At 67.2% G+C, this 26,090-nt stretch carries 22 protein-coding genes; 16 read left to right on the forward strand and 6 right to left on the reverse strand.

The genetic code is table 11. From position 1 onward, the window contains the following. The first annotated feature begins 44 nt into the window (after nucleotides 1–44). The 16 genes from clpX (at nucleotide 45) to VHK65_02980 (ending at nucleotide 18,287) form a co-directional block, all read left to right on the forward strand. Complete coding sequence (clpX, locus tag VHK65_02905; protein ID HVS05098.1) at nucleotides 45–1,316, forward strand: ATP-dependent Clp protease ATP-binding subunit ClpX; 1,272 nt, start codon at nucleotides 45–47, stop codon at nucleotides 1,314–1,316. Between the two features lie 16 nt (nucleotides 1,317–1,332). Then, on the forward strand, nucleotides 1,333–3,765 hold the full coding sequence (gene lon / locus VHK65_02910) for an endopeptidase La (GenBank protein HVS05099.1): 2,433 nt from the start codon (nucleotides 1,333–1,335) through the stop codon (nucleotides 3,763–3,765). 435 nt (nucleotides 3,766–4,200) lie between these two features. Beyond that, nucleotides 4,201–4,374, forward strand: a complete 174-nt coding sequence (locus VHK65_02915; GenBank protein HVS05100.1) for a hypothetical protein — start codon at nucleotides 4,201–4,203, stop codon at nucleotides 4,372–4,374. Nucleotides 4,375–4,431: 57 nt separating this feature from the next. Then, nucleotides 4,432–7,035 (forward strand): valine--tRNA ligase, encoded by a 2,604-nt coding sequence (locus VHK65_02920; protein HVS05101.1) that lies wholly within the window; start codon nucleotides 4,432–4,434, stop codon nucleotides 7,033–7,035. A 40-nt stretch (nucleotides 7,036–7,075) separates the two neighbouring features. Beyond that, nucleotides 7,076–7,546 carry a zinc ribbon domain-containing protein gene (locus VHK65_02925; GenBank protein ID HVS05102.1) on the forward strand — a complete coding sequence of 157 codons (471 nt, stop codon included), beginning with the start codon at nucleotides 7,076–7,078 and terminating at the stop codon, nucleotides 7,544–7,546. A 20-nt stretch (nucleotides 7,547–7,566) separates the two neighbouring features. After that, the gene (locus VHK65_02930; protein ID HVS05103.1) at nucleotides 7,567–9,126 is read left to right on the forward strand and encodes a hypothetical protein; all 1,560 of its coding nucleotides are present in this window, start codon (nucleotides 7,567–7,569) and stop codon (nucleotides 9,124–9,126) included. After that, nucleotides 9,123–10,691 carry a hypothetical protein gene (locus VHK65_02935; GenBank protein HVS05104.1) on the forward strand — a complete coding sequence of 523 codons (1,569 nt, stop codon included), beginning with the start codon at nucleotides 9,123–9,125 and terminating at the stop codon, nucleotides 10,689–10,691. Before VHK65_02930 ends, VHK65_02935 begins: the two co-directional genes overlap by 4 nt. Nucleotides 10,692–10,707: 16 nt before the next feature. After that, nucleotides 10,708–11,382 (forward strand): Maf family protein, encoded by a 675-nt coding sequence (locus VHK65_02940; GenBank protein HVS05105.1) that lies wholly within the window; start codon nucleotides 10,708–10,710, stop codon nucleotides 11,380–11,382. Further along, a complete protein-coding gene (locus VHK65_02945; GenBank protein ID HVS05106.1) occupies nucleotides 11,294–12,634 on the forward strand; it encodes a hypothetical protein in 1,341 nt (446 codons plus the stop codon). The genes VHK65_02940 and VHK65_02945 overlap by 89 nt, the downstream gene beginning before the upstream one ends. Before the next feature lie 50 nt (nucleotides 12,635–12,684). After that, nucleotides 12,685–13,359, forward strand: coding sequence for a DUF3105 domain-containing protein (locus VHK65_02950; protein ID HVS05107.1), 675 nt, complete (start codon nucleotides 12,685–12,687; stop codon nucleotides 13,357–13,359). Nucleotides 13,360–13,397: 38 nt separating this feature from the next. Further along, on the forward strand, nucleotides 13,398–13,841 hold the full coding sequence (rplU, locus tag VHK65_02955) for a 50S ribosomal protein L21 (protein HVS05108.1): 444 nt from the start codon (nucleotides 13,398–13,400) through the stop codon (nucleotides 13,839–13,841). Nucleotides 13,842–13,844: 3 nt separating this feature from the next. Continuing rightward, nucleotides 13,845–14,105, forward strand: coding sequence for a 50S ribosomal protein L27 (gene rpmA, locus VHK65_02960; protein HVS05109.1), 261 nt, complete (start codon nucleotides 13,845–13,847; stop codon nucleotides 14,103–14,105). A 74-nt stretch (nucleotides 14,106–14,179) separates the two neighbouring features. Further along, nucleotides 14,180–15,460: a GTPase ObgE gene (gene obgE, locus VHK65_02965; GenBank protein ID HVS05110.1), complete on the forward strand. Its 1,281-nt coding sequence runs from the start codon at nucleotides 14,180–14,182 to the stop codon at nucleotides 15,458–15,460. Beyond that, on the forward strand, nucleotides 15,438–16,070 hold the full coding sequence (nadD, locus tag VHK65_02970; GenBank protein HVS05111.1) for a nicotinate-nucleotide adenylyltransferase: 633 nt from the start codon (nucleotides 15,438–15,440) through the stop codon (nucleotides 16,068–16,070). Before obgE ends, nadD begins: the two co-directional genes overlap by 23 nt. Before the next feature lie 20 nt (nucleotides 16,071–16,090). After that, on the forward strand, nucleotides 16,091–16,534 hold the full coding sequence (rsfS, locus tag VHK65_02975; protein HVS05112.1) for a ribosome silencing factor: 444 nt from the start codon (nucleotides 16,091–16,093) through the stop codon (nucleotides 16,532–16,534). Nucleotides 16,535–16,664: 130 nt separating this feature from the next. After that, nucleotides 16,665–18,287 carry a helix-turn-helix domain-containing protein gene (locus VHK65_02980; protein HVS05113.1) on the forward strand — a complete coding sequence of 541 codons (1,623 nt, stop codon included), beginning with the start codon at nucleotides 16,665–16,667 and terminating at the stop codon, nucleotides 18,285–18,287. A gap of 26 nt (nucleotides 18,288–18,313) precedes the next feature. Here VHK65_02980 and VHK65_02985 read toward each other — a convergent pair whose 3' ends face one another. From VHK65_02985 to VHK65_03010, 6 genes are all read right to left on the reverse strand, one after another. After that, a complete protein-coding gene (locus tag VHK65_02985) occupies nucleotides 18,314–18,970 on the reverse strand; it encodes an SGNH/GDSL hydrolase family protein (GenBank protein ID HVS05114.1) in 657 nt (218 codons plus the stop codon). A 172-nt stretch (nucleotides 18,971–19,142) separates the two neighbouring features. Beyond that, complete coding sequence (locus VHK65_02990) at nucleotides 19,143–20,183, reverse strand: polyprenyl synthetase family protein (protein HVS05115.1); 1,041 nt, start codon at nucleotides 20,181–20,183, stop codon at nucleotides 19,143–19,145. Nucleotides 20,184–20,187: 4 nt separating this feature from the next. Next, the gene (gene fni / locus VHK65_02995) at nucleotides 20,188–21,237 is read right to left on the reverse strand and encodes a type 2 isopentenyl-diphosphate Delta-isomerase (protein HVS05116.1); all 1,050 of its coding nucleotides are present in this window, start codon (nucleotides 21,235–21,237) and stop codon (nucleotides 20,188–20,190) included. Nucleotides 21,238–21,240: 3 nt separating this feature from the next. Then, nucleotides 21,241–23,667, reverse strand: a complete 2,427-nt coding sequence (locus VHK65_03000) for a diguanylate cyclase (GenBank protein ID HVS05117.1) — start codon at nucleotides 23,665–23,667, stop codon at nucleotides 21,241–21,243. Between the two features lie 8 nt (nucleotides 23,668–23,675). After that, nucleotides 23,676–24,593 carry a terpene synthase family protein gene (locus tag VHK65_03005; GenBank protein HVS05118.1) on the reverse strand — a complete coding sequence of 306 codons (918 nt, stop codon included), beginning with the start codon at nucleotides 24,591–24,593 and terminating at the stop codon, nucleotides 23,676–23,678. After that, nucleotides 24,574–26,028, reverse strand: coding sequence for a hypothetical protein (locus tag VHK65_03010; GenBank protein ID HVS05119.1), 1,455 nt, complete (start codon nucleotides 26,026–26,028; stop codon nucleotides 24,574–24,576). The genes VHK65_03005 and VHK65_03010 overlap by 20 nt, the downstream gene beginning before the upstream one ends. Nucleotides 26,029–26,090 lie beyond the last annotated feature (62 nt).

Genomic DNA, 26,090 nt, shown 5'->3' on the forward strand with positions numbered 1-26,090 from the left:
GATCCGCGGCCCGAACCCGAACGGGAAGGTCCCAAGACGTCCCGATGAACGAACGCGAGGATCGCCGCCGGCACACGCGCTGCTCCTTCTGCGGGAAGGACCAGTCGCAGGTGCGCAAGCTGGTCGCCGGTCCCGGCGTCTACATCTGCGATCAATGCATCGATCTCTGCCAGGAGGTCCTCGAAGAGGACACCAAGACCACCTCGCAGAAACGCACCAAGGGCGGGCTGATTCCTAACCCCAAGACGATCAACGCGGCGCTCGACCAGTACGTCATCGGCCAAGACCACGCCAAGCGCGTGCTCTCGGTCGCCGTCTACAACCACTACAAGCGCATCGCCCACAGCAAGATGGCGGGCGACGTCGAGCTGCAGAAGTCGAACGTGTTGCTCGTCGGCCCGACCGGCTGCGGTAAGACGCTGCTGGCGCAGACCCTTGCCAAGATCATCGACGTCCCATTCTCGATTGCCGACGCCACCTCATTGACAGAGGCCGGCTACGTCGGCGAGGACGTCGAGAACATCCTGCTCCGCTTGATCCAGGCCGCCGACTTCGACATCGCCCGCGCCGAGCGGGGCATCATCTACATCGACGAGATCGACAAGATCGCCCGCAAGTCGGACAACCCCTCGATCACCCGCGATGTCTCGGGCGAGGGTGTGCAGCAGGCCCTGCTGAAGATCCTGGAGGGGACCATCGCCAACGTCCCGCCGCAGGGCGGCCGCAAGCATCCCCACCAGGACTTCATCCAGATCAACACCACCAACATCCTCTTTATCTGCGGCGGCGCCTTCGACGGTCTCGAGCGGATCATCGAGCACCGTATCGGCCACAAGCAGATCGGCTTCGGCTCCGAGGTCCACTCGAATCGCACCAAGGAGACGACCAAGATCCTCAAGCAGCTCCAGCCGATGGACCTGTTGAAGTACGGCCTGATCCCCGAATTCGTCGGCCGGCTGCCGATCGGCGTCACCCTCGATTACCTCGACGAATCGGACATCATCCGGATCCTCACCGAGCCCAAGAACGCCTTCGTCAAGCAATACCAGAAGTTCTTCGCGCTCGATGACGTCCAGCTGGTCTTCGAGCCGGCGGCGCTGACCGCGATCGCCAAGAAGGCGCTCCAGCGCGGCACCGGCGCGCGCGGGCTGAAGAGCATTATCGAGGACATCCTCTTGAACTCCATGTTCGAAGTTCCGTCACGCCCGGAGGTCAAACGATGCGTCATCACGGAGAAGTCGGTCAACCTCAGCATGGAGCCCGAGATGTACTCGGAAGAAGAGCTCGAGGAGATCGCACCCGAGCAGACCGCGTAGGACGATCTTGTCGACTGTGACCGGCGGGCCGGCCACCATCCAGCTAGCGCTCCTCCCCCTGAAGAACGTCGTTCTCTTTCCCCACATGATCGTGCCCCTCTATGTCGGGCGGGAACGATCGATCAACGCGCTCGAGGCCGCGATGGGGCAGGGCAAGCAGGTGTTCATCTGCACCCAGCGCCAGGCCGATTGCGAGGACCCGAAGCAGGAGGACCTCTATCGCGTCGGGGTGATCGGCGAGGTGGTGCAGATGCTCAAGCTGCCCGATGGCACCATCAAAGTCCTGATCGAGGGGTCATCACGGGCGGTGATCGAACGATTTATCGAGACCGAACCGCACCTCCGGGTAGAGGTCGCCTTGCTGGACGAGGACTTCCTGCCCTCGCCCGAGCTGGAGGGCCTGATGCGTGGTGTGGTCGACCTCTTTGACCGCTACGTCGAACTCGACAAGAAAGTGCCGCCAGAGGTCAACCTCACCGTGCGCGGCGTCGAGGATGCCGGCCGGATGGCGGACATCGTGGCCTCCAACCTGGGCATCGGCGTGACCGACAAGCAGGACGTGCTGGAGACCTTCCAGATGAACGCGCGCCTCGAGAAACTCTCGACCGTTTTGCAGCGGGAGATCGAGATCCTCGACATGGACCGCACCATCCGGCAGCGCGTGCGGCAGCAGATCGACCGGCGGCAGAAGGAGTTCTACCTCAAGGAGCAGATGCGCGTCATCCAGGAAGAGCTGGGTGGGGAAGAGGCGCATCCGACCGAGCTCGACGAGTTGCGCGAACACGTCAGGACGCTAGAGCTGGCCGACGCGATCGAAGAGCGCCTTCTCAAGGACGTCGACCGCCTGGAGCGGATGCCGCCCGGCTCGCCGGAGATCTCGGTGCTGCATAGCTACCTCGACCTTGTCGTCTCCCTTCCCTGGCACGCGTCCAGCGAGGACGTCACCGACCTGCGTGCGGCCGAGAGGGTGCTTGACGAGGATCATCACGGCCTGCGAAAGATCAAGGAGCGCATCCTGGAATTCCTGGCCGTGCGCCAGCTGACGAAGTCGCCCAAGGGGCCAATCCTCTGCTTCATCGGGCCGCCCGGCGTGGGGAAGACGAGCCTTGGCCGCTCGATCGCCCGCGCGCTCGGGCGGAAATTCGTTCGCGTGTCGCTGGGCGGCGTGTCCGACGAGGCCGAGATCCGCGGGCACCGGAGGACGTACGTCGGCTCGATGCCGGGGCGGATCATCAAGGGCCTGCGCGAGGCCGGTACCCGCAATCCGGTGTTCCTGCTGGATGAGATCGACAAGATGTCATCGGATTTTCGAGGGGATCCCGCCTCGGCGATGCTCGAGGTCCTTGACCCGGAACAGAACAAGCACTTCTCGGATCACTACCTGGAAATCCCCTTCGATCTTTCGGAAGTCCTGTTCATTACCACGGCAAACGTCTACTACTCCATCCCGAGGCCGCTGCTCGATCGGATGGAGGTGATCAACCTCCCGGGCTACACCGCCGAGGAGAAGATGGTGATCGCGCGCGAGTTCCTGATCCCCAAGCAGCTCGCCGATCACGGCCTGACCGAGAAGCATATCGAAATCACCAGGCCGGCGGTCTCCACGATGATCAACCGGTACACGAGCGAGGCAGGCGTCCGCAACCTGGAACGCTCGATCGCCGGCGTGTGCCGGAAGGTCGCGCGCGAGGTCGTCAAGGGCAAGACCCGCCGGATGACGATCGCGCCGAGCCGGCTGGATGACCTGCTCGGGCCGCCCCGGTACAAGCCCGACGAGGGGCACAAGGAGCCGCTGGTGGGCGTCGCCAACGGGCTCGCCTGGACCGAGGTTGGCGGCGTGCTGCTGACGATCGAGGTGATCACTATGCCGGGCAAGGGCAACCTGAATCTCACCGGGCAGATGGGCGATGTAATGCAGGAGTCGGCGCGGGCCGCGCTGTCGTATGCGCGATCGAATGCCGAGGCACTCGGCATCCCGGTCGATTTCCGCGACAAGCTCGACCTGCACATCCACATCCCCAAGGGGGCGATCCCCAAGGACGGGCCCTCGGCGGGGATCTCGATTGCGCTCGCCATCATCTCCGCGCTGTCGCAGCGACCGATCCGGTCAGACGTCGCGCTCACCGGCGAGATCACGCTGCGCGGTCGAGTGCTCCCCATCGGCGGGCTCAAAGAGAAAGTCCTGGCCGCCCACCGCATTGGCATTCGCACCGTTCTCTTGCCGGAGGACAACGAGGCCGACCTGGCCGACATCCCCGTCGATATCCGCAAGCGCCTGTCCTTCAAGTTCGTCAAGACCATGGACGAAGTCATCGCCGAGGCGCTGCTGCCGAGGACAGGGACAATCCTGCTGCCCGAACTGACGCAGCCTGCGGGCGTCGAAGAGGCGGCGGCCGCGAACGCCGACGAACGGCCACGATCCGATGCGCCGCGCCAGCCGTCTCTCTAGCGAAGTCACCGAACCACGTTCGCGCAAGGGTTGGGGTGCCGCCCCGGTCATTCAGTTATTAAGATCGGCCGTGGGAAGACTGTCGAAACGCAAACGGTTGCTGGCTGTCGGGTTGGGCCTCATCGTCCTCGCCTGCAGCGGCCTGGCGCTGGGCCACAAGCTCGGGGAACGGTGCGGCGGCTGGTCCGGACGCGACGCTAACGGCTTGCCCCTCGGCAGCGTCACAGTTCGGGACCTCGAGACTCACCCGGAGTTCGCCCTCTACTATCCGGGAGCGAGCGTGATCGACCACGGCGGCATTGACGAGCAGGATTCGTTTCTGGGTCGTCCGGGCTCGGCTTACACGACCAGCGTCCTTGAACGTCTGACAGTGCAGATCGCGTCTATGCCTGGTATCAAACCTGGCTTACCGCGCACGGCTGGAAGACTGCCGAGATGCTGCAGAGCACCGCAGAACTCTCCGTCCAGGGATGGAAGCGTGGGTCCCGGGAGGTCATGCTCGTGTCAATTCTGGACCCGGAGCGCTGGCAAACTGCCTTCCAGAACACCATTCCATCAGGCCAAACGATCGTCCGGACCCGGTACGGCATTTACCCGGTCGGTGGATAGTCGGTCGGCACGGCGACGCCGCTAGGAGCACGACCGGCCTTTAAACTGTTGCGCACCATGGAGACGCGGTATGACCCGAAGATTGTCGAGCAGCGCTGGTACGACGCCTGGGAGCAGCGCGGCTACTTCAAGGCGCGGGAGAGCCTGACCGGCAAAACCTTCACGATCTCGATGCCGCCGCCCAACATCACGGGTGACCTGCACATGGGGCACGCGATGTACACGCTGCAGGATGTGCTGGTCCGCTGGCACCGTATGCTCGGCGACGCCGCGCTCTGGGTGCCGGGCACGGATCACGCCGCGATCGCCACGCAGAACGTCTTGGAAAAGCAGCTCGCGAAGAAAGGGACGTCCAAGGAAGCGATCGGTCGCCAGGCCTGGGACAAGCTCGTGCAGGAGTGGTACGACACCACCGGCCACACCATCCTGCAGCAGATGCGCCGCCTCGGCTTCTCAGCCGATTGGTCGCGCATCCGCTTCACCATGGACCCGGCCTACGTGGAGGCGATCCGCTACGTCTTCGTCCAGCTGTGGAAAGAAGGGCTGATCTATCGCGGTCCCCGGATCGTCAACTGGTGCCCGCGTGACCAGAGTGCGATTTCCGACCTCGAAGTGCAGTACGAAGAAGAGGACGGCCATCTCTATTACCTGGACTACCCGGTCGATGGGGGCGGCACGATCCCGGTCGCCACGGCGCGCCCGGAAACGATGGTGGGCGACACCGGGGTTGCTGTCCACCCAGACGACTGGCGCTACAAAGACTTGATCGGTAAGTCCGTCATGCTGCCGATCGTCTTCCGCCGGGTGCCGATCGTCGCCGACGAGGCCGTCGACCAGGAATTCGGCACCGGCGCGGTCAAGGTCACGCCCGGGCACGACGCCACCGACTATGACATCGGGGAGCGGCATCATCTGCCGGTCCTCAGCATCCTGAGCCTGGACGGCCGGATGAACATCCCGGAGGTCCCGCAGCTCCATGGCCTCAGGGTCGCGGAGGCGCGCGATCGGACCGTCGAGATGTTGCGCGCCGAGGGCGCTTTGCAGAAGGTCGAGCCCTACCGCCACTCGGTCGGCCACTGCGACCGCTGCGGGGCGGTCATCGAGCCGATCGTGTCGGCCCAATGGTGGGTGCGGATGCAACCGCTGGCGGGGCCGGCGATCGCGGTGGCGGAAATGGACGCTCTGCGCTTCCACCCCGAGCGCTGGCGCGAGCAGTACCTGCGCTGGATGCGCAATATCCGGGATTGGAACATTTCCCGCCAGCTCTGGCTCGGCCACCGGATTCCGGTGTGGACCTGCGCCAACGGGCACGCGGTCGCCTACCTCAAGGACCCGCAGCAATGCGAGCAGTGCGGCGACCGCCATCTCAGCCAGGACCCCGACGTGCTCGATACCTGGTTCTCGTCATCGCTCTGGCCCTTCGTCACGCTCGGCTGGCCGTCGGACACGGAAGATCTGCGCCACTTCTATCCGACGCAGGTGCTCGACACCGCGCGCGACATCCTCTACCTCTGGGTGGCCCGCATGGTCTTCATGAGCCTGCATTTTCTGCACGTCGTGCCCTTCTCGGACGTCCTGATCCACGGCACGGTGCTGGCGCCCGACGGCCGGCGCATGAGCAAGTCGCTCGGGACCGGCGTCGATCCGCTCGAGATGATCGAGCGGTACGGCGCGGATGCGACCCGCGCCTGGACCGCGTACTTCGGCACCGGCGGCCAGGACATCCGCTTCTCCGAGGAAAAGATCAAGTCCTACCAGCTCTTCGCGAACAAACTCTGGAACGCGACCCGGCTGCTGGCGGCGAAACTGCCCGACGGCGCACCGGTGATGCCGATCGACGAGGCGACGCTCGAGCCGGCGGATACCTGGATCCTCGGACGGCTCAGCGCGGTCACCCGGTTGGTCACCGAATCATTCCAACGTTTCGAGTTCGGCCCGGCGATCGATGTGCTCTACGAGTTCACCTGGCACGAGTTTGCCGACGATTACCTCGAATTGATCAAGCCACGGCTGCAAGCTGCCGATGCCTCGACGGCGACGGCCCTGGCGGTCGCGGTCAACGTGCTGGAGACCACCCTCAGGTTGCTGCATCCGATCATGCCGTTCGTGACCGAAGAGCTCTGGCAGCGGCTGCCGCACGAGGGCGAGACGATCATGTACGCGGCCTGGCCGTTGGCCGACGAGACGATCGAAGATCGCGGGTTGATAGAGGAGATGGCGCACCTGCTCGAGGTGGTGCGGGCGGTTCGCAACGTGCGTCAGGCATCGGAGCAAAAACCACGGCGGCAGCCAGCCGAGGTGACCTCGGCGCGGCGCCTGCTGACGGAACCGGTCGGCCGCGCCTACCTGGCCACGCTGGCCCGGCTGGAGCTCGATGGCAAGCTACCCGAGGGCATGCCACAGTCAGTGGTGGTCGTCGGCGATACGACGGTGCGTCTCGGGCTCCCCGGCGCTGGCGGGGTCGAGACGGAGCGCCTTCAGGCCGAACTGCAGAAGAAACTGCGCGAGATCGAGTCGATCGAGGCGAAGCTGAACAACCCGGACTTCACGGAGAAAGCCCCCAAGGCGGTCGTCGAGCGGGAGCGCGCCCGGCTCGCCCAGGCCCGGCAGGCCGCCGCCGGGCTACGGGCCCTATTGGGTGAAACCGGCGAATTAGGGTAAGGTATCGGAAGTCAAATTCTGTGAGTGCTGAGGAGGCGCATTGCCGAATCTAACGTCGCTGAAACCGCTGCTCTTTATCGTCATCTTTTACCTGCTGGCGTTCTGGCTGAGCCTCTCCTACTGGGCGTTCCGCGACGCGCGGGAGCGCTCGAACAGCGTGCTGTTCCATGTGTTCGCCACCGGCCTCTCGCTGGTGCTGCCGATTTTCGGGCTGTTCATCTACATGATCATCCGGCCACCGCTGACGATGGCCGAGCGCCGTGCGTTGGAGCTCGAGACCCAAGCGTTGTCCGAGCCGGGCGGCCCGGCGCGCGAGCTGCGGCCTTGCCCCAGCTGTGGCGAGCCGATCGACTCCCAGTACGTCCTCTGCCCGCACTGCAAGACGCAGTTCAGCAAACTCTGCCCGCGCTGCAACAAGCAGCTCAAGCTGGGGTGGAGCGTCTGCCCCTACTGCGCCGAAGAGGTCCCACTCCAGGGTGGGGCCGTCCCCACGCCGCGCATCGCTCGCTAGTTAGCTTGAGCTAGGCAACCATGCCGCTTGCGGCGCAGGCGCTGCTCCCATTTCTCGCTCTGTTGGGTGCGTCGGCCATTATTCAGCGCCGGCCGCGCCACAAGTCCAACGGCTGGATCGCCGTGGCCGCGACGGGCACCGCCGGAATCATCGCCATGGTCGAGCTGGTGCAGCTCGCGCCCGGCGAGCACGTTGATGTTCCTTACCTGACGACGTTTCCCTATGCCGACCTCGCCGTCCGGCTCGACGGGCTCTCGCTGGCGTTTGCCAGCGTCACCTTGATCACCGCGGCGTTGCTGATGCTGGCGCGACTGGGGCTGCGCGGTGATCGCCGCGAGCCCTGGTTTGGCTGGCTGCTGACCAGCGCTGCCGCGTGCGCGGTGATCTTCGCCCACAACCTGCTCCTGGTCTACATCGCGCTCCAGCTGCTCACCCTCGCCTGGAGCGGGGCAGTTGACGAGACGGCGCGCCGGCGCCGCGGCCTTCGTCTCGCTGTCCAGGTCGCGGACATCGGGCTGCTGCTGGCGGCCGCCAGCGCGATTCAGTCGGTCGGAACCAGCGCCTTCTCGGGCGTGCCGTCCGATACCTTCGGGCTCGCGACCTTTGTCCTCGTGCTGCTGCCGGTTGCCGTGCGGGTCGTGGCGTTGGCGCTAACCACGGGTGGCCCGCAGGCGACGGTGGCTTTCGAGCCCGCTATCGCCTGGGTCGCACCCGCGGGGTACCTGCTGATGCGCATGCTGGCCCTGATGGGCGGCCGGCTCCCCGACCGCCCGACGGCGGTCGCGCTCTTCGCGGTCGGCGCGCTGGTGGCGCTCGGGTTTGCGGGCCTTGCGCTCCTCGAGCGACCGGGCCCACGACTCGCCGCGCTGGTGCTCGTCGCTCAGGCGGGCCTCGCCCTGGCGTTCTCGACCGGTAGCGACCCGCTCATGACGGTCGCCTGCACCTGGCTGTGGCTGCTGCTCGTCCCGCTCGCGGGGCTTGCCAGCGTCCGGGTTGCGACCGGATCGGCCGCGGAGGGACTCACCATGCTCAACCTCGCCATGATCCCGGGAAGCGTCGCGTTCATCGGGTTATGGCTCGGCGGCCTCGCGCTCAACGCCCGGGGGCTGCTCTTCGCGATGATCCTGGTCCTGCTGGCGGTGGGCCTCGCGGCGATCGCGACGCTCCGCCGGATGGTGCCGTTACGATCGGCCCGCCTCGAGATCGCCGCGGGATGGGGTGCCGGACTCTTGCTGATCGCCGCCTTTCCACTTGTCGTAATGGACCACCTCGTCGTGCCGGCTGCGGCGACCGTCCGGCTGGTCCCTCGCGGAACCGTGGCGACGAGTCTGTTCGGGCTCGTCGCCGGTGGTGGGACCTGGCCGGCGTTCGTCGTGTCGCTTGCGCTCGTGCTGGGCTTCGGGGTCGCGGTGTGGGGGCTTCGCCTCAAAGCCCACACCCAACCCTCCTCCAGAGGGGGAGGGCATTTTGTGGCGTGGACATTGCCCGGCGTGTCGTTGCCGTCGGTGCCGGAATGGACTCGCTTCCTGCTCTGGGGCGCCTTCGGCATCGCGGTCTTCAACGTCCTGACGCGCTCATGATCGTGTACCTGCCGGCGGCGCTGTTTCTCGTCAGCCTGCTGGTGGCCTACGGCAGTGCCGGGCCCCGGCGACAGGTGGCGACCATCGGCACGGTGCTGGCGGCCGCCTGGTCGCTGCTGCTGCTGGTCGACCCCGGTTCGGCCACATGGGCGATCGGACCGATCGTCGCGACTGTGCTGCTGCCACGCCCGGGTCAGCGCGTCAACTCGAGCTTCGAAGGATTGACACGGCGTGTCATCTCCATCGCCCTGGCATTGCTGATCGCCATCTTCCTGGCCTCGCGGTTGCCGGTTGGCGAGAACCCGCTCTTGCTCAGCGCGGTGCCCTGGTTCCTCGGCGCGCTGGGCGCCGCCTGGTTTACCAGCCCGATCGACCAGCCCGAGCGGCTGCAGGGCCAGGTGCTGATGGTGGCGGCCGCGGCAGCCGTCATCCTCGCCGCCGTTCCAGCCGGACCGCTCACCGCAGGCGTGGCCGGAGCCATGGCGCTGATGCCGCTCGCCGGCGAGCGCTGGCGTCTGCCGGGCGCGCTCCGGTTACCGGTGAGCGTTGGGCTACTCGGGCTCGCCGGCGCCGCGGCCGTGGTGGCCATTGTCGGTACGTCGATCGCCCGCGTCGCCCTCTTCGACCTGTCGGTCAACGTGAGCGGGGCGATCCTGCTCGCCATCGCCGTCTTACTGGTCGCCGGTGCGGCCATCGCGCCGGTCGGCTTCGAGTGGGCGGCGCTGCTGGGGGTCCTGGCCGTGAGCGCGTCGGCGCCCAGCCTGCGTTGGGCGGCCCTGGGGGCGCTGATCGCGGTGGCCACGGTGCTGGTGAGGGACGCGGAACACCCGGCCTGGCTGGCCTTCGGCGTTCTTGGCCTTATTCCGGTGCTGCAGGGACTGGCGACGCCGGCCTGGAGCGGCCGAGTGCAGGCCGTGGCGCTCGCGCTTGGGCTCGTGCTCATGGTGCTGGCCTCACGAGGCGGGATGCTCCGGGTGCTCGTGCTCCCCGCCACCGGGTTTCTCGTCATCCTGACCCTCGGCGCTGTGACTCCGCCGAACCTCGTTCGGTTCCAGTGGATCGCAGCGCTCGCCACCGCGCTGTTGGTGTCGCGGATGGTGCTCGCCTGGCTCATCGACAGGAGTGGACGTGCGGAGATCGTGCGCGACCAGCTGCTCTTCGCCCTGCTCCTGCTCGCGATCAGTGCACGTGACTCGCTGGGGCTCGGTGCGCTCGCCGCCGCGCTGCTGCTCGTCGACCTCGCGATCGTCCGGATCGAGGCCATGCCCGAGCGATGGTCGGGGACGGCCGCCCGGCTGGTGCTACTCGCCCGCTCCAGCTGGCCACCGGCCGTGACCTTCGCGGGAGCCGCGATCGCCGTCATCGCCGCCCTGCAAGCCAGCCTGGTCCTCGGCTTGCTGGCCGCCCTGGTGCTCGCCGGGCTTCAGCTGGCGCCGCTCCTCGACCGCCATGCGCTGACGCCTGCGCTGGAGCGGCCCCGTTCGGCATTGGGATGGGTCGGTCCGGCGCTGTCGATCGCCTGTGGCGTCGCGCCTGCCCTGCTGCTGCGCATGCTGCGGCTCTGACCCGGGGAGCAATTTCGTGCGACCCCTCGTGCTCGCGTCGACGTCCCCGAGGCGGATCGAGATCCTCACGCGGTTGGGCATCGCGTTTCGGGCCGTGCCGCCGGGGATCGAGGAGCGGCCGCCGGTGCCGCTCGGCCCGCTCCGCTACGTCGCCTGGGCTGCAGCCGAGAAGGCCAATGCGGTCGCGAGGCGAATGCCAGGGGCACTCGTGGTCGCGGCGGATACCGAAGTCGTCCGCGATCGCCGCATCTATGGGAAACCCGGCGACCGCCGCGAGGCGGCCGCCTTCCTGCGGTCACTCTCCGGACGCCGTCACCAGGTCTACACCGCGGTTCATGTCATCGACGGACATACCGGACGCCAGGCTCAGGGGATCTCGCGGACGGATGTCACAATGCGTGAACTTTCGCCGCGCGTGATCGCGGCCTATGTCCGCACCGGAGAGGCGCAGGATAAGGCCGGTGCCTACGCTATACAGGGCAAGGGCCAACGGCTGGTCGAATCGATCCGCGGGCCCTACGACAACGTCGTTGGGATGCCGATGCGCCTGCTGACACGGTTGCTGGGCGAATGTGGGATCCCGCTTCCGCTGAGGAGTCCGGATGAGCCCAAGGTCACTCAAGAACGCCGCAAACGCTCTCGCCGTCAGCCTGCTGCTCAGCCCGCTGCTGCTGGCCGCATGCACCGGTAGCGAAAGCTCGCGGCTGGTCATCACGCAGAGCACAGATGCCCCCACCGGCGGCGACCACAAAGGGCACCTCGCGCCCGGGGTCTTCACGGGCATCACCCTCTCGATCCGCAATACCGGCGCCGGCGCAGCTCGCGGGTTGGTCGTCGAAGACGTCCTGCCGGCCGGGTTTCATTACTACGAGCTGACGACCCTCGGCGGCAATGCCATCCGCACCGCCAGCAGTGATCCGGCGTCCAAGGGTAACCCGTCGTGGGGAACGTGGACGATCCCCGCGGGCAACGGCAACACGATCAGCGCCCTCGTTCTCAGCTTCACGGTGCAGGTGGCGTTGAACCCAGGCGATTACAAGAATCAGGTCAAGATCACGACCGCAGTCCCCGGGGAGGTCGACCAGGGCGATCCGGTCGCGCTCGTCGTCGAGCCGCGGCCTTCGCTGACCCTCACCGCGGCGGCCACCGCCGGCCAGGTCCTGACGGGCGGCATGGCAACCTATGTCATCTCGGTCGCGAACGTCGGCTCGGCGGTCGCGAAACGCGTCGTGGTCTCGGTGAGCCTGGCGCCCGGCTTCCTCTACAGCGCGACCACCAACTATGAAGGCAACGGGATCCGGGTGGCGACGGTCGATCCACCGGCGAACAGCCTTCTCCCACTCTGGTCGTCGTGGGATATCCCGGGGGCGAGCAATGGAGTGCCGGGCCTGCTGCGGCTCACGTTTCAGGCCCGGGTCTTGCCGGCCGTCGCGCCGGGACTGTACAACCTGACGGCGGCGGTCACCAGCTCCGCCGATGTTCCACCGCAGACGATTGGGAACACCGCGCCCGTTTCGGTCGGCAAGGGGAGCAAACTGCCCGTCACGATGACGGTCGCGCCGACCGCCCCGTACGCCGCCCAGAGCGGCACCGTCACGTACGTCATCACCCTGGAGAACGACAGCAACGACGCGGCCCAGGCGGTGACGGTGACCGACACCTTGCCGCAGGGCTTTACCTACCTGACGACCAACAGCATCGCGATCAGCGGGAAGCCCACCGGCTCGCGGCTCCAGCCGGCGGCTGGTTCGGCGACGCCGCAGTGGGGCCCGTTTGTCGTTCCCGCCGGCGGCTTCAATGGCGCCATCCTGGTGATCACCTTCACGGCGAAGGTCAACAGCGCCGCGCTCGGGGCGCACGCCAACGTCGTCTCCGGGAACAGCAGCAACGCCCAGATCACGGGCGGGTCAGACCAGTCGCCTGTCATGGTCACAGCGGGCTAGCGGCGCTTCCGCGGTTTGGTCAGCGTGTCGGTTTGGGAGAATGAGGGGCAGTGTCCAGAACCCAGCGGGAGCTGAAGGCGCTCCGGCAGCAGCAACGGGAAGAGGCGGCGGCGCGCCAGCGCGCTCGTGACCGCCGAAACCTGTTCATCATCGGCGGCGTCCTCGGCACCGCCGCGCTCGCCATCCTGATCGTCGCGCTCGCCCTCAATCACGCGGCCCAGGTGACGAGTCAGAACCGACTACCGTTCCACGCGGTCAGCACCACGCAGGGGCAGCCGGTCGCGGATGAGGGCCGAACGCACGTGGACCCGTCCACGAGTCCGACCTACCAGTCGTATCCGCCCGCCTCCGGGCCGCACTATTCCGCTGCGGGCATCGCCCCCGTCCCCTGGCAGACGATCGCGACCTCCAGCACCCCGCTGGTCGAAGGCCAGTACATCCACAACCTCGAGCACGGCGGGATCGCCATCCTCTACAACTGCCCGACGGGCGCCGACTGCACCACGCTCCAGAATTCGCTCGAGAACTACGTCCGCAACCTGGCGCCGGCCGAACCGGCGTTCAACGAGGTGAAAGTCGTGCTGACCCCCTATAGCAGGGGGATGACGCGGAAGGTGGCCCTGGTTGCGTGGGACTACATCGAGTTCCTGGACGTCTACGATCAGGCGGCGATCACCCAGTTCTACGAGAACCACGTCAACAAGGGGCCGGAGAACATCGCCTAGTGCTAAACTACGGAGTCGCGCCCGGGGGCGCTTTATCCATGTTTGCCATCGTAGCCACCAGCGGAAAGCAGTTCCGAGTGTCGGAGGGCGATCGAATCGTCGTCGATCGCGTGTCCGCCAACGTCGGCGAGACGGTGCGCCTGGACTCGGTCTTGCTGGTGGGCGGCGATGGCGGGCCGATGGTGGGCATGCCCTTCGTGTCCGGCGCCGCGGTCGAGGCGACGGTGGTCTCGCACCGGTCCGGCGACAAGATCATCGTGTTCAAGTTCGAGGCTCGCAAGCGGAAGCGGCGCAAGACCGGGCACCGGCAGCAACTCTCCGAGCTCCGCATCGGCGCCATCCGGGCCCCCGACGGCAAGAGCGGCGAGCGGCCGGCGGCGAATGGCCCTCCCGCGTCGACGGAGCGGCCGGCGAGCGCGAAGCCGGCACCGAAAGCCCGCAAACCCGCAGCGGCGCCCGCAGTAAAGACCACGCAGGAGTAAGACATGGCACACAAGAAAGGCGCAGGGAGCTCACGCAACGGACGCGACAGTGTCGGCCAGCGGCTGGGCATGAAGACGGGCGCGGGTCAGGCGGTGAACGCCGGCACCATCCTGCTTCGCCAGCGAGGCACGGCGATCTTTCCCGGGACCAATGTTGGCATGGGCCGCGATCACACGCTGTTCGCGCTGGTCGACGGCGTGGTCCGCTTCGAGCGAACTGGTCACGGACGCAAGAAAGTCTCCGTCCTCGCGCAAGCCGTCTAGCCGGTCGAGCTAACGGTCGCCCGGCCCGGCCGGGCTGACACGGCTCGGATCATGCCGCTGGCAGGGTCGTCCTGATGTTCACGGACCGGGTCAAGATCTTCGTCAAGGGCGGCGACGGTGGCGCCGGTGCCTTGAGCTTCCGCCGCGAGAAGTTCGTGCCGCGGGGCGGCCCCGACGGCGGGAACGGCGGCCGGGGCGGCAATGTCATCCTCGAGGTCTCGCGGCAGGTTAACTCCTTGCAGGACTATCGCTTCAAGCATCACTTCCCCGCGGGCCGCGGCGGCCGCGGCGGTGGCAGCCGGCGGCACGGAAAGGACGCCATCGATATCGTCCTTCCGGTTCCTCCGGGGACCCTGGTCAAGGATGAGGAGGGAAAAACCATCGCTGACCTGGTCGCCCAGGGGCAGCGCCTCGTCGTCGGCAAGGGCGGGCGAGGTGGCCGTGGCAACGCCAGCTTCAAGACGTCCACCCGCCAGACGCCACGCTTCGCCGAGCTGGGCGAGCCTGGGCAGTCCACCTGGCTCTGGCTGGAACTACGGCTGATCGCGGATATCGGCCTGCTCGGGCTGCCGAACGCCGGCAAATCGACGCTCCTCTCCGCCGCGAGCGCCGCCAAACCGAAGATCGCCGACTATCCCTTTACGACCCTCGAGCCGGTGCTCGGCGTCGTGGAGCTCGCCGAGGACGCCACCTTCGTCATGGCGGACCTTCCCGGACTGATCGAGGGTGCGCACGCCGGGGCGGGCCTCGGCCTGCAGTTCCTTCGGCATGTGGATCGCACCCGCGTGCTGATCCACGTCATCGATGCCGCCGCCGGCGATCAGCACCAGTTGTGGAGCGACTACCAGCAGGTGCGGACTGAGCTCAAGAAATACAGCGCGGCGCTGGCGCGCCGCCCGCACCTGGTGGCGCTGAACAAGATGGACGCCGTCACGGACGGGTCGGAGGTCCTCGCCTTTCGACAGCGCCTGGTGAAGCTTCGCCGGCGCACCTTCCCGATTTCGGCCGCCACCGGTGACGGGGTTCAGGACTTGCTCTGGGCGGCGTGGCGCATGCTCGAGAAGCGCAAGGGTGAACCGGCGCCGCAACCGTTGCCCGCGCTCAAGGTCTATCGCGGTCCCACCTCCGCCGAACCGTTCACGATCGAGCCGGTCGAGGGTGGGTTCCTGGTCTCCGGCGACCAGCTCGAGCGACTGCTGGCCATGACCGACATGACCAATCCCGAGGGACTGGCGCATTTCCAGCGCATGCTCGATCGCTGGGGTTTGAACGACGCGCTGGCGCGCCACGGTGCCCACGGCGGGGAGATGGTGAGAATTTCCGACGTGGAGTTTGTCTACGATCCGCAACGCTGACATCGGCATTTTGGGCGGGACCTTCGACCCCGTGCACAACGGTCACCTCGCCGCGGCCCGCCAGCTGCGAGGTGTCGCGGACCTCGATCAGATCTGGTTGATGCCCAATGCGACGCCCCCTCATCGCACCGCGGCGCCGGCCGCGCCCGCGCCGGATCGAATGTGCATGGTGGAGCTGGCGGTCGCCGGCCATGATGGGCTGGTTCCTTCCCACATCGAGCTGGACCGCGGCGGTGTCTCCTACACGATCGATACCGTTCGCGAGCTCGCGCGTGCGTATCCAGGTCAACGATTCGTGCTGCTTGTTGGATCCGATGCCGCACTGCAGATCCGCACCTGGCACGAAGCCGAGGAGCTGCTCGATACCGCGAGTTTCGTGATCTTCAACCGGCCCGAGACCGCGCTCGCGCCGCAGACACTGCACGAGCTGGGGTTTGCGCCCGCCCGCACCCGGATCGTCCATCTCGACACGCCCGCGATCGCCGCCCATCAGGTTCGCGATCGCCTTGCGCGCGGGGCTCCGATCGAAGACCTGGTGCCGTCCGCCGTGGCCGATTACATCCGCAACCATGCGCTCTACCGCGGCCCCGGTGTAGAAAGGCGAGCGTAACAATTGCGATAATTACGTCGGTGACCCCCCTTCAGCTCAGCCGGCTCATCGTGAACGCGGCTGCCGATAAGAAGGCTCGGGGCATCGTCCGGCTCGACATCCGGCAGAAAAGCTCGATCGCGGATTACTTCGTCATCTGCGAGGGCGACACGGACCGACAGGTGCGCGCGATCACCGACTCGATCGTGGGGGCCTGCCAGGTGAAGGGCGTGCGGCCGTTGCGCACAGCCGGCTACGACGACGGATCCTGGGTCGTCCTCGACTATGCCAGCGTGATCGTGCACGTGTTCCTTCCGGGCGAACGCTCCTACTACGATCTCGAGTCCCTCTGGAAACCGCCGGCGAAGGCCGCCTCGCCCGCGCCTGCCGCCAAGAACGGCGCGAAGAAGGCCCCCGCGAAAGAGCGCGCGCGCCCCAAGGCCAAACCGACCCGTCCCTCTCGACGCCGCATCCGAACGGCCTAGCGCCGCCCCCACCCTGCCCTCCCCCGCAAGCGGGGGGAGTGTATGCGTTTGTGCGCCGCGTCTTAATGGCGCCCTCAGCGCTGTGGGATAATATCGCTCGTCGCGCTGCCGTAGGGCGCGGCGCACGAAGATGGCCCCCACCAAATCGGCCGCTCCGCCGCACCCCCATGTCACAGTGGACGATGTGTGGCGCGGCGCCCTACCCAAGGAGACCGAGCTCGTGGCTGGGGCCGCCGGCAGCCGCCGCGAGGTCGTCTGGTGCACGGCGCTCCGGGCCCGCTCGCCGGCGTTCACCCCGCTTCGCGGCGGAGAGTTGCTTCTCATCAATCCGCAGGTGCTGACCGCCGTTGATCCGCGCCTCACGCTCGCCCGCCTGCTCGACTCGCTGGCGGGGCAGGGCGTGGCCGGGGCGGCGGTCCTCGGTCGCGTGTCCCCCGAGGCGCGTCGCGCAGCCGACGCCCACGGGCTGCCGCTGTTTTCGTTGCCGGCGACTATGCCGCTCGATCAGGTGGAGCAGCAGGTCCTGCGCTTCATCGTCGACCGCCGAGCCGAGCTGCACGAGCGCGCGCAGGATTTGCATCGCCAGCTGAGTGAGCTCGCGATGGCGGGACGCGGACTGCCTGCACTGCTGGCGCGGCTCCATGAGCTGACCGGCGTGCCGGTCGTGCTCGAGCGCGATTCCACCGTCGACTACGTCGGAACCGGTCGACTCTCCGAGAGTACGTCGGCCGCCATTGCCAAGGAACGCCCGGCGCTGGAGGAATGGTTGCGGGAGGTCCCGCTCAGCGCCTTCGATCCGCCGGTCGCGGTGCGGCCGCTGAACGAGGGTCAGGCGCGCCTGGTCGCACCCATCCTGGTGCAGGGCAGCATTGCGGGGTTTCTCTCATTGCTCGGCTCGGACGGCGAGCTGGGGGAGATGCATCGGCTGGCGGTGGGCCGCGCCGCGCACGCCTGTGCCATCGAGCTGGTTCGTGCTCGCGCCGCCCGTGATGCCCGTGACGAGGTCGAGGAAGAGCTGCTCGACGTGCTGACCGCGGGGCGGCCAGGTTCGCAGCAAGCGGCTGGCGAACGGGCGAAACGCAAAGGGTTTGACGTCGATGCGCCCTACCTGGTCATCGCCGCCGAGCCCGCGGAGCCCGGCCGCGCGCCAAAGATCCGCGCGGCGTGGGAACGTCACCTGGCCACCATGCGGACCAGTGCGCTGGTGCGTGAGCGGGGCGAGTCAACACTGGCGCTGGTCAGCCTTGCGGGCCGGCGCGCACTTGACCCCAAAGCCCTGATCGAGCAGCTGCATCGCGCGGCCCGCGCCGTCGGCGGCCCGGTCGCGCTCGGCTACGGTGCGGTCCGCACCGGGACGGCCGAGATCGCCAGCGGCGCACGCGAGGCCGAGCAGGCCTTGACGATGGGCCGGCGCCTCTTTGGACCCGACAGCGCGACCGCGTTCAAGAACCTGGGCCTCTACCGGCTGCTCTACGCGCTGCAGCCGCTGCCGGAGTTACGGCAATTTCGCGACGACGCGCTGGCGCGGCTGGGAGCAAAGGATCGCCGCGGCGTGCTGCTCCAAACGCTCGGCGCCTACCTCGCGACCAATGGCAGTCCGACCGATGCGGCGGACCGCCTGCACCTCCATCGCAACACGGTGCTCTACCGGCTGGGCCGCATCGAGGATCTGCTCGGGGTCGACCTGCGCAACGCCGAAGTGCGGCTCGCGCTGCATCTGGCGCTCAAGATCGGCGACGTCCTCGAGGCTTAGCGCACGCCCGACGAAGACGGCGCGCTTTATTTCGGATGGGTGCGAATGACGTCAGGGATCTGTGGTACCGGCGGCGGCGGACCGACAACGGGAGCTGGTCCGGCACCGAGTGCGGAGAGGACGGCCGCGGCCATCGCCGCGTGCCCCTGGTCACCGGGATGGAACCAGTCGGCACGGCCGAGATAACTCGACCCACCGTCCTGGCCGTGGAATACGTTGACCGCGTAGAAGCCATCCAGGCTGACGAACGTCCCACCGTGCCGGACGCACACCTGCTCGATGATCGCGTCGATGCTCGTGGATGGCAGCCAGCTGCCGATGCAGAGCACGCGCGTGTGCGGCGCCGTGACCGCACTCACGATCGTCTCGTACTGCGACGCGAACACGTCCGGCGGCGTGTTGAAGCCGACATCATTCGTGCCCAGCTCGATCGTCACCAAAGCCGGGTGGGCAGCGGTGACGGCGCCCAGCTGCGGGATCGCCCAGGCGGCCTTCGCGCCGCTGCGCGCCACGAGGGTAAGCGTCATCCCCAGCTTGTCGGCGACCAGCGCGGGAAACGTTCCGTCCTGCGCGGTCGCGAAACGGCCGGCGCTGATGCTGTCGCCCAGGGCGACGTAGACCTTCCCCTGGAGGCCCTCGTTGTCGGTTCCCGCATGCACGCCGATGACCTCACTCGGTGCCATCACGGGACCCCTCACGGCCGGCTGCCCGATGGCGAGAACGAATAGCAATGCCCAAACTAGATATGTCACGACCCTCGGGGTACGCGCCGGTATAGCCGCTGACCCCATCCTCCTCCGACCATTGTGCCAGCCGCGGCCCATGCGCTGCCCCCTAAAACGTCGCTCACGCCGCCTAAACCAGTCCCGACTCCAGGGTGGTGACCATCTCGGCCAGGGCACGGACGGCCCAGTTGGGACGGTCGGTCATGCCGAAAAGCTGCAATCGGGCTTCGGCGAGGTGCTCGGCCGCCTGCCGGCGGCAAATGCCCTGGGCGCTGGCCTGGGTGATGATGGCGCGCGCCGTCTCCATCTCGGCGGCGGTGAACCGGGCTCGGGTGAGCAGCGCCCGCAGCACGCGCCGGTTGCCGGCCGCCCCGCCTTTGAGTGCGACCAGCGTCGGTAGCGTCTTCTTCCCGTTCTTCAAGTCGCTGCCGACCGCCTTGCCGGTTTGCGAGCTCGAGCCCCAGACACCGAGCATGTCGTCGATCACCTGGAATGCGACGCCAAGGTGGTAGCCGAACTTGCCGGCTTTGTCGAGCGACTCGTCGCCCACGCCCGCCGCCAGTCCGCCCAGCCGGGCCGAGCACTCGAAAAGCGCCGCCGTCTTGAGGCCGATCATCTCCAGGTACTCGTCGACTGAGACGTCGACGCGCTGTTCGAACTGCAGGTCGATCACCTGGCCGCGACAGAGGGCGAGCATCGCCTCGGAAAGCAGCGAGAGCGCCGGTCGCGTGCGGTCGGCATAGCGTGCGGGCAGCAGGTCGACAACGGCCCGGGTGACGAGCGCCTCCAGCGCCGCGCCCGCGTTGATCGCCTGGCCCAGCCCCCAGACCTTCCAGACCGATGGCCGGCCGCGACGAAGCTCATCGCGGTCCTGGACGTCGTCGAAGACTAACGAGAAGTTGTGCACAAGTTCGACGGCGACGGCCGCCCACAGCGCGTCCGCGTAGCGTCGCCCGAACGCCTCGCAGGTGAGCAACGCGATGTTTGCCCGCAGCCGCTTGCCAGGGCGGTCGCCGGATTTGCGCAAGCCGAGGTGGTACTGCACCATCTCGGTCAGGAGCGAGCTCTGACTCGAGCCGGCCCGCTGCGAGAGGCGCGAAAGTTCGCGGTCGAGCGCCTGGTTCATCGCCTGCAGGCGATCGGTGCGGCTGGCGAAGCTCTTGGTCTTCACGCCATCATCGAGCTTCCGTGGGTGGGTTGGCCTTGAGGGCGGCGATGGTGGGTGCCCCGGCGCAGAACATGGCGACGCGTAGCTGCCAGGCGAAGCCGTCCAGCAGTCGCCGTACCGACTCTTCGCCCTCCGAAGCCGCAGCGAGGACGGCGTGGGCGAAACCGGTCAGGTCCGCCCCCAGTCCGATCGCCTTGGCGGCATCGAGACCGTGATGCAGTCCGCCGCTGGCGATCAGCGGCAACCGCGGTGCCGCGCGGTGCGTCGCGACCAGCGCCTCGGCCGTCGGGATGCCCCACTCGGAGAAGGCGAGGGCGAGCTCGACTTCCTCGGGTCGCTCGCGCCGAAAGGCCTCCACCCGGGCGAAGCTGGTGCCGCCCAGGCCGGCCACGTCGATGGCGGCGACGCCGGCTTTCGCCAGCAGCGTCGCGGTTTGCTCCGAGATGCCACAGCCGACTTCTTTCACGATCACCGGAACGGGCAGCTCCTGGCATAACATGGCGATCTTCTCGATCAATCCCTTGAAGTTGTGGTCGCCTTCCGGCTGCAGCGCCTCCTGCAGCGGGTTGAGATGCAGCACCAGGGCATCGGCCCCGATCATCTCGATCGCTTCCAGGCACTGTTCCTTGCGCATGCCGTAGTTCAGCTGGACGGCGCCGAGGTTGGCGAAGAGCAGGACGTCGGGGGCGACGCTACGGACCTGGTAGGTGGGGCGGAGGTCCTTGTGGGTCAGCCCGGCACGCTGGGAGCCGACGCCGAAGGCAATCCCGACGGTCTGCGCGACCAGCGCCAGCCGGCGGTTGATGTCGCCGGCGGCCTGCGCGCCACCGGTCATGCTGGAGATCAGGAAGGGGAGCTTGAGCGGTTTGCCCAGAAAGCTCGTGGTGGTGTCGATCGCGTCCAGGTCAAGGTCCGGGAGCGCCTGGTGGGTGAAGGCGAAGCGCTCGAAGCCGGCGCCGCGCGTCGACTGGACGGAGGCCTCGAGTGATAACCGCAGATGTTCGAGCTTGCGCTGCGCGATGCGAGAGACCGGATGGCCGTTCGCGTCCAGCGCCATGGGCTAGCTCGCGGCCGCCGTGGCGTCTGGCGTGCCGGGGTGATCGTCGTGCACGTCGGCCTCGAGAGCGTCCGGGTTCTCCGCCTGGCGCTTGCGCATCATCTGGATGAAGTAGTCGACGATGATCGGGTCGAACTGCGTGCCCTTGCCGGCCTCCAGTTGCGCGAGCGCGAACTCCGGCGTGCGCCGCTGGCGATAGGGCCGCGTCGACGTCATCGCGTGATAGGCGTCGCAGACGGAGACGATGCGGGCATGCAGCGGGATGTTCTGACCCGCCAACCCGTCCGGGTAACCGCTGCCGTCGTACCACTCGTGGTGATGCAAGACGACGTTCAGGATCTGGCGGAAGGCCTTGATCGGCTGCAGGATGCGCGCGCCCAGGATTGGGTGCATGCGCATGATCAGCTTCTCGTCCTCGTCGAGCTTGCCTTCTTTGAGGAGCACCTTGTCGACGACGCCGATCTTGCCGACGTCATGCAGAATCGCCGCCAGGCGCAGCTGGTTCTTGTGTGCCCCCGAGAGCTGCAGCATGTCGCCCAGGTCTTCGGCCAGCTTGGCCACCGACTGCGAGTGGCCGCTGGTATAGGGGTCCTTGGCGTCGATCGACGCCGCGAGCGCGTTGAGCGCCTCCAGCGTCGCCTCGCTGTTGGGCGACAGCATGCCTTCGGCGAGCTCTTCCAGGTGGCTCGAGTTGGCGATCTGGCCAAGCCGTTTCTCGAGCGTCGCGACCATGCCGGGACCGACCGTGTCGGCGCTCGCCAGCTGCGCCACGACTTCGCTGAGGACCGAGTCCAGGGCGGCGACGCTTTCCAGCTCGCAGGCGCCACAGATGCAGTTGCGGCCACGCTTCTTCGCCATGTACATGGCGAGGTCGGCTCGGTTCAGCAGCTCGTCGCGGTTGCGGGCATCCACCGGATAGGTCGCCCACCCGACCGACGCCGTCAGCGGCGCGAAGATGGTCTTGGGGTTGTACATGAAGACTTTCGAAAGCGTGTCGCAGATCTCCTGCGCCCGGATCGGCGCGGTCTGGATGTCGACGCCCGGGAGGATGGCGACGAACTCCTCGCCGCCGTAGCGGGTCACGGTGTCCTCGCGTCGCATGGTGGACGAGATCGTCCGCGCGGCGGCTTTCAACGCTACGTCACCGGCCGCGTGGCCGAAGCTGTCGTTGTAGACCTTGAAGCGGTCGAGGTCGATCATCATCACGGTGATCGAGCCACCGGTGTCTTTCGTCTTCTCCATCTCTTCGTCGAACCTGGTGTGGAAATAGCGGTGGTTCGGCAGGCCGGTGACCGAGTCGGTGACCGACAGCTTCTGCGCCTGATCGAGGGCGTGGGCGTTGCGCATGGCAATGCCGGCACGCTCGGCGAAGGTCAGCATCAGCTCCTGCTCGGTCTGGCGAAGCGGTTGCTCGCGTCCCACGAAGCCGACGATCATGTCGGCGATCGCGCGCGCGCCGTGGAAGACCGGGATCCGGAACCACATGCCGGGCGGTAGCGGCTTGTGCTCGTTGGGCAAGAGAAGGTTGGGGTCCGACACCGCGATCACCTGCTCGCCGACCGCCGGCGTCAGGGCCAGGCGAGCCGTGGCCAGGTCGACCCCGGCGTGGTGTTCCTTCAGCTCGGGCGTCCAGTCGACGTAGAGCATCGAGGCCGGCGGCATCGACTCGTCCTGGCCGATCAAGGGGGGCATCTGCACCTGCATCAGGAAGGCGTCGGCGTTGAGCAACGAGCGGCCTTTCTCGGCGGTCAGCTGGCAGGTCTGCTCGAACTCGAGGTCCCGGTTCAGCTCGACCGTGACTTCCGACAGCGAGGCATGCGCCCGCTCCAATTCCTCCTGCAGAGCTCGCTCCGCGCGCCGGGCGCGGTCGCCGACGAAACCGACGAAGATGCCGGTCAGGGCGACAAAGCCGGTGCGCATCGCCAGGTTGGTGAGGTCGTTCAGCGTCAGCGCCGTGCCCTGGACCGTGTTGCCGTAGTAGACGACGGCGGTGTAGCTGAGCGCAATCGTCAGAACGGCCACGATCGCGGCCAGTCCACCGAATCGAACCGCGGTTGTCACGGTCACAACGAAGTAGGCTAAGAAGAACGGCGACGCGAGGCCGCCGGTGACGGCAACGCCACCGGTCACCAGCAGCACGTCACCGATGGCCGAGATGTAGCCCGCCGTCAGCCATTCCGGCTTGCGCGGCAGCAACACGACGAGGAGAGTCAGGTTGTAGATCGCGCCCAGGCCGATCAGGGCCAGCAGGGTCACCAGCGACTGGCTGTTGAGGCTGGACGACAGGAAGGGGAGGGCGCCGAGCGAGACGAGAATCGCGAGCCAGCGGATCCAGATGATGCGCCGCTCCATCTCGATCGCCGACGCATCCGGCCTCCCGGCCTCCGACGGCTTGCGGGCGCCGAGCTTCAGGTTGATGGAGCTGCTCATGGATCCGGTTAGCTTGCCTTCAGCACCCGTTCGGGCCGGCCCTGGCTGTGGCGGCCACCGGGAGCTTCGTAGAAGTCGAGTAGGACCTGCGTGCTGTCGATCAGGTGGCTGAGAAATTGCTGCGTGATGCCGGTCCGGCGCTCGCGCGCGATGGCCTTCTTCAGCTGCTCGAACTCTTCTTCCATCAAGTGATGGACGGCGTCGCGGGCGCTCTCCAATGTCCGCTCGGCGGACCCGCCAAAGATCAGGTCGACCGAGTTGAAGCGGCCCTGCGCCGATTCGCGCTCGTGCGTGCGCAGGTCGTTCGCCAGCCGCACCACGCGCGCAGCCTGGCAGATGTGGCCGAAGATCCGGTTCTTCAGTTCTTGCGAGACGTCCTGGTAGGAAAACGCCAGGATCGAGACTTGCACGATGGGGAAGGAGCTGCTGTACATGCCGTTCGCCAGGTAGGCGTCGAGCGTGACGCGCTCCTTGTGCTTGAGCCAGTGGTTCTCCTGGAGCATCGTCCAGATCGATTTCTCCCAGACCAGCCGGCGCATGGCGGTCCATTCCTCGGGGACTTCGTCTTCGCGGAACTGCTCCTCGATCTTGCCCGCCACCGTGGCGTTGACAAGGGGCATCTGGCTCAGATCGCGGTTCGGCCACAGCAAGAAGTTCTGGCAGACCCGGCGGTAGTCGGCCAGGTCGAGCTCGGGATGTTCCTCTTCCAGATAGTCGTCGATGTAGACGATGTACGCCATCGTCCGCGCCAGCGTGAGGGCTTGCTCGAAGCTCGCGCTCGGATGCAGCAGCACGGCGGCGCGGCAGACCTCGCCCAGCATGTCATCCCCTCGCGGGTTCGCGTCGACCAGATGGCGCACGACCAGGCCTTCGTCGGCCTGCCGCATCAGATTCTCTTTGAGCTTGTTAATTCGCCGGTCTAGCATGTTCGCTCCTCGCGAGCAGGATCTGGGCCGAGAGCACGGCTGAACGGACAACCTGGGTTGGCCCGTAGAGCGTCTTGCCGACCCACATAGGAATGACGGGTTCGCCCTCCGTTTCATGTAGGTAGGCGGCAGCCCGGCGGAGTTGCTCTTTGATCTCGGACCGGAATTCGGCAGGTGCCAGCATGAGGGCCTGCACCGCGTAGGCGGTCTCTTCCGGGGTGCCCTGTTTGAACCAGCCCCAGGAGCCGTCCTCCCGCTGGGTCTTCGAAAGCCAGGCGAAGGCCGGTAGGCAGAGATCGGGTGCCGACGTGGTGAGCGCGAAGACGGCGTGGGCGGTGGCATAGAAGGGGGATCCATGCCACTTGTCGACCCAGTGGTCGCCGTCTACGCGCGCATCACGCAGGTACTTGACGACTTTCTGTTGAATCACGTGCTGGCGGGGGAAGGGGGGAGCGACCTGGAGCACCTCGAGGATATGGGCGTTGGCCGTTACAGAAGCGTCACGCTCGAGCGGAAACGTGAAGAAGAAATTCACGCCCTCGAACGGCCGGAGTGGCCCGGCCGAGATCGGGAAGCCGTAGCGATGCAACACGCTGAGCGTCAGCGCCGTGTCATCCGAGTCGGGCCGCAGTCCATGCATTGACACCCCGACGCCGTCGTCGGTGAGCGCCTGCGCGAGGTAGCGCACGAGCGGCTGCGCTTCCGCCGGGCGCTGGTCGGCGCGGGCCAGGTTGTAGAGCACCCAGGCGATCTCGAAGACCTCGAAGGGCGCGACGGTCGGCAGGCTGCCGTCGCCCCGATTGCGCAGCAACATGGCGATGTACTCGTTCGCCTGCTCGTCGCGGGTCTTGAGCATGAAGTAGGCGGTCGCCGAGGGCGAGTTCGCGAAGGAGCCGTTGGCGGAGAGTTGCTTCCGGGCGGCCTCGATGTCCAGCCGGTTGCCCAGGTATTCGAGCGAGTGCAGTAAGGGCGTCGCCACGTTGTAGACGAGCCGGGGCGGGATGTGCCCGATCTTCGCGTCCCTCTGGGCGGAGATTCCCATGAACCGCTCGTACGGTAGTGGCAGCTCGCGAAGCTTGGCCGCGTCGAGCATCGCCGGCAGCACCAGCTCGAAGCCGGCCAGGTCGGGGCCCGTCTGCCAGTTGCCGGTATCTTCGTGGACGAAGCGAAGCGCCTTGACGCGTGCCCGGTGGGCGGCACCGTCCTGGAGGTTCTGCGGCAGGTCGACCAGCGCGACCAGCGCGCTCAGGGTCGAAACTAGCTTGTCCTTGGGAATCGGCAGCGCCGTTCCGAAGCTTCCATCCGCGTTCTGGCTGCGGAGCAGCCAGCCCAGCGTCTGGGGATAGGCCATGGCATTGGGATCGTTCGGCTCGCGCAGGCGGGCGACGAACGCCGTGTCGTAGGCCGCCGCCGAGATCTCGCCCTGCTGGAGCAAGGCCAGCAGCTGGCGGGTGGCGGCCGGTAACGGCAGTTCACCCGGCCGTGGCAGAACGTCCT

This window comes from Candidatus Dormiibacterota bacterium, from assembly GCA_035544955.1.
In the GTDB taxonomy this organism is placed as follows: domain Bacteria; phylum Chloroflexota; class Dormibacteria; order CF-121; family CF-121; genus CF-13.

Excerpts from the sequence above, each read along its gene's own strand:
- obgE (HVS05110.1), top strand. The coding sequence starts at position 14,180 with ATGTTCACGGACCGGGTCAAGATCTTCGTCAAGGGCGGCGACGGTGGC.
- rplU (HVS05108.1), top strand. The coding sequence starts at position 13,398 with ATGTTTGCCATCGTAGCCACCAGCGGAAAGCAGTTCCGAGTGTCGGAG.
- rpmA (HVS05109.1), top strand. The coding sequence starts at position 13,845 with ATGGCACACAAGAAAGGCGCAGGGAGCTCACGCAACGGACGCGACAGT.
- fni (HVS05116.1), bottom strand. The coding sequence starts at position 21,237 with ATGGCGCTGGACGCGAACGGCCATCCGGTCTCTCGCATCGCGCAGCGC.
- VHK65_02935 (HVS05104.1), top strand. The coding sequence starts at position 9,123 with ATGATCGTGTACCTGCCGGCGGCGCTGTTTCTCGTCAGCCTGCTGGTG.
- VHK65_02915 (HVS05100.1), top strand. The coding sequence starts at position 4,201 with ATGCTGCAGAGCACCGCAGAACTCTCCGTCCAGGGATGGAAGCGTGGG.
- VHK65_02930 (HVS05103.1), top strand. The coding sequence starts at position 7,567 with ATGCCGCTTGCGGCGCAGGCGCTGCTCCCATTTCTCGCTCTGTTGGGT.
- VHK65_03005 (HVS05118.1), bottom strand. The coding sequence starts at position 24,593 with ATGCTAGACCGGCGAATTAACAAGCTCAAAGAGAATCTGATGCGGCAG.
- VHK65_02985 (HVS05114.1), bottom strand. The coding sequence starts at position 18,970 with ATGGCACCGAGTGAGGTCATCGGCGTGCATGCGGGAACCGACAACGAG.
- VHK65_02945 (HVS05106.1), top strand. The coding sequence starts at position 11,294 with ATGAGCCCAAGGTCACTCAAGAACGCCGCAAACGCTCTCGCCGTCAGC.
- VHK65_02980 (HVS05113.1), top strand. The coding sequence starts at position 16,665 with ATGGCCCCCACCAAATCGGCCGCTCCGCCGCACCCCCATGTCACAGTG.
- VHK65_02920 (HVS05101.1), top strand. The coding sequence starts at position 4,432 with ATGGAGACGCGGTATGACCCGAAGATTGTCGAGCAGCGCTGGTACGAC.
- VHK65_03000 (HVS05117.1), bottom strand. The coding sequence starts at position 23,667 with ATGAGCAGCTCCATCAACCTGAAGCTCGGCGCCCGCAAGCCGTCGGAG.
- clpX (HVS05098.1), top strand. The coding sequence starts at position 45 with ATGAACGAACGCGAGGATCGCCGCCGGCACACGCGCTGCTCCTTCTGC.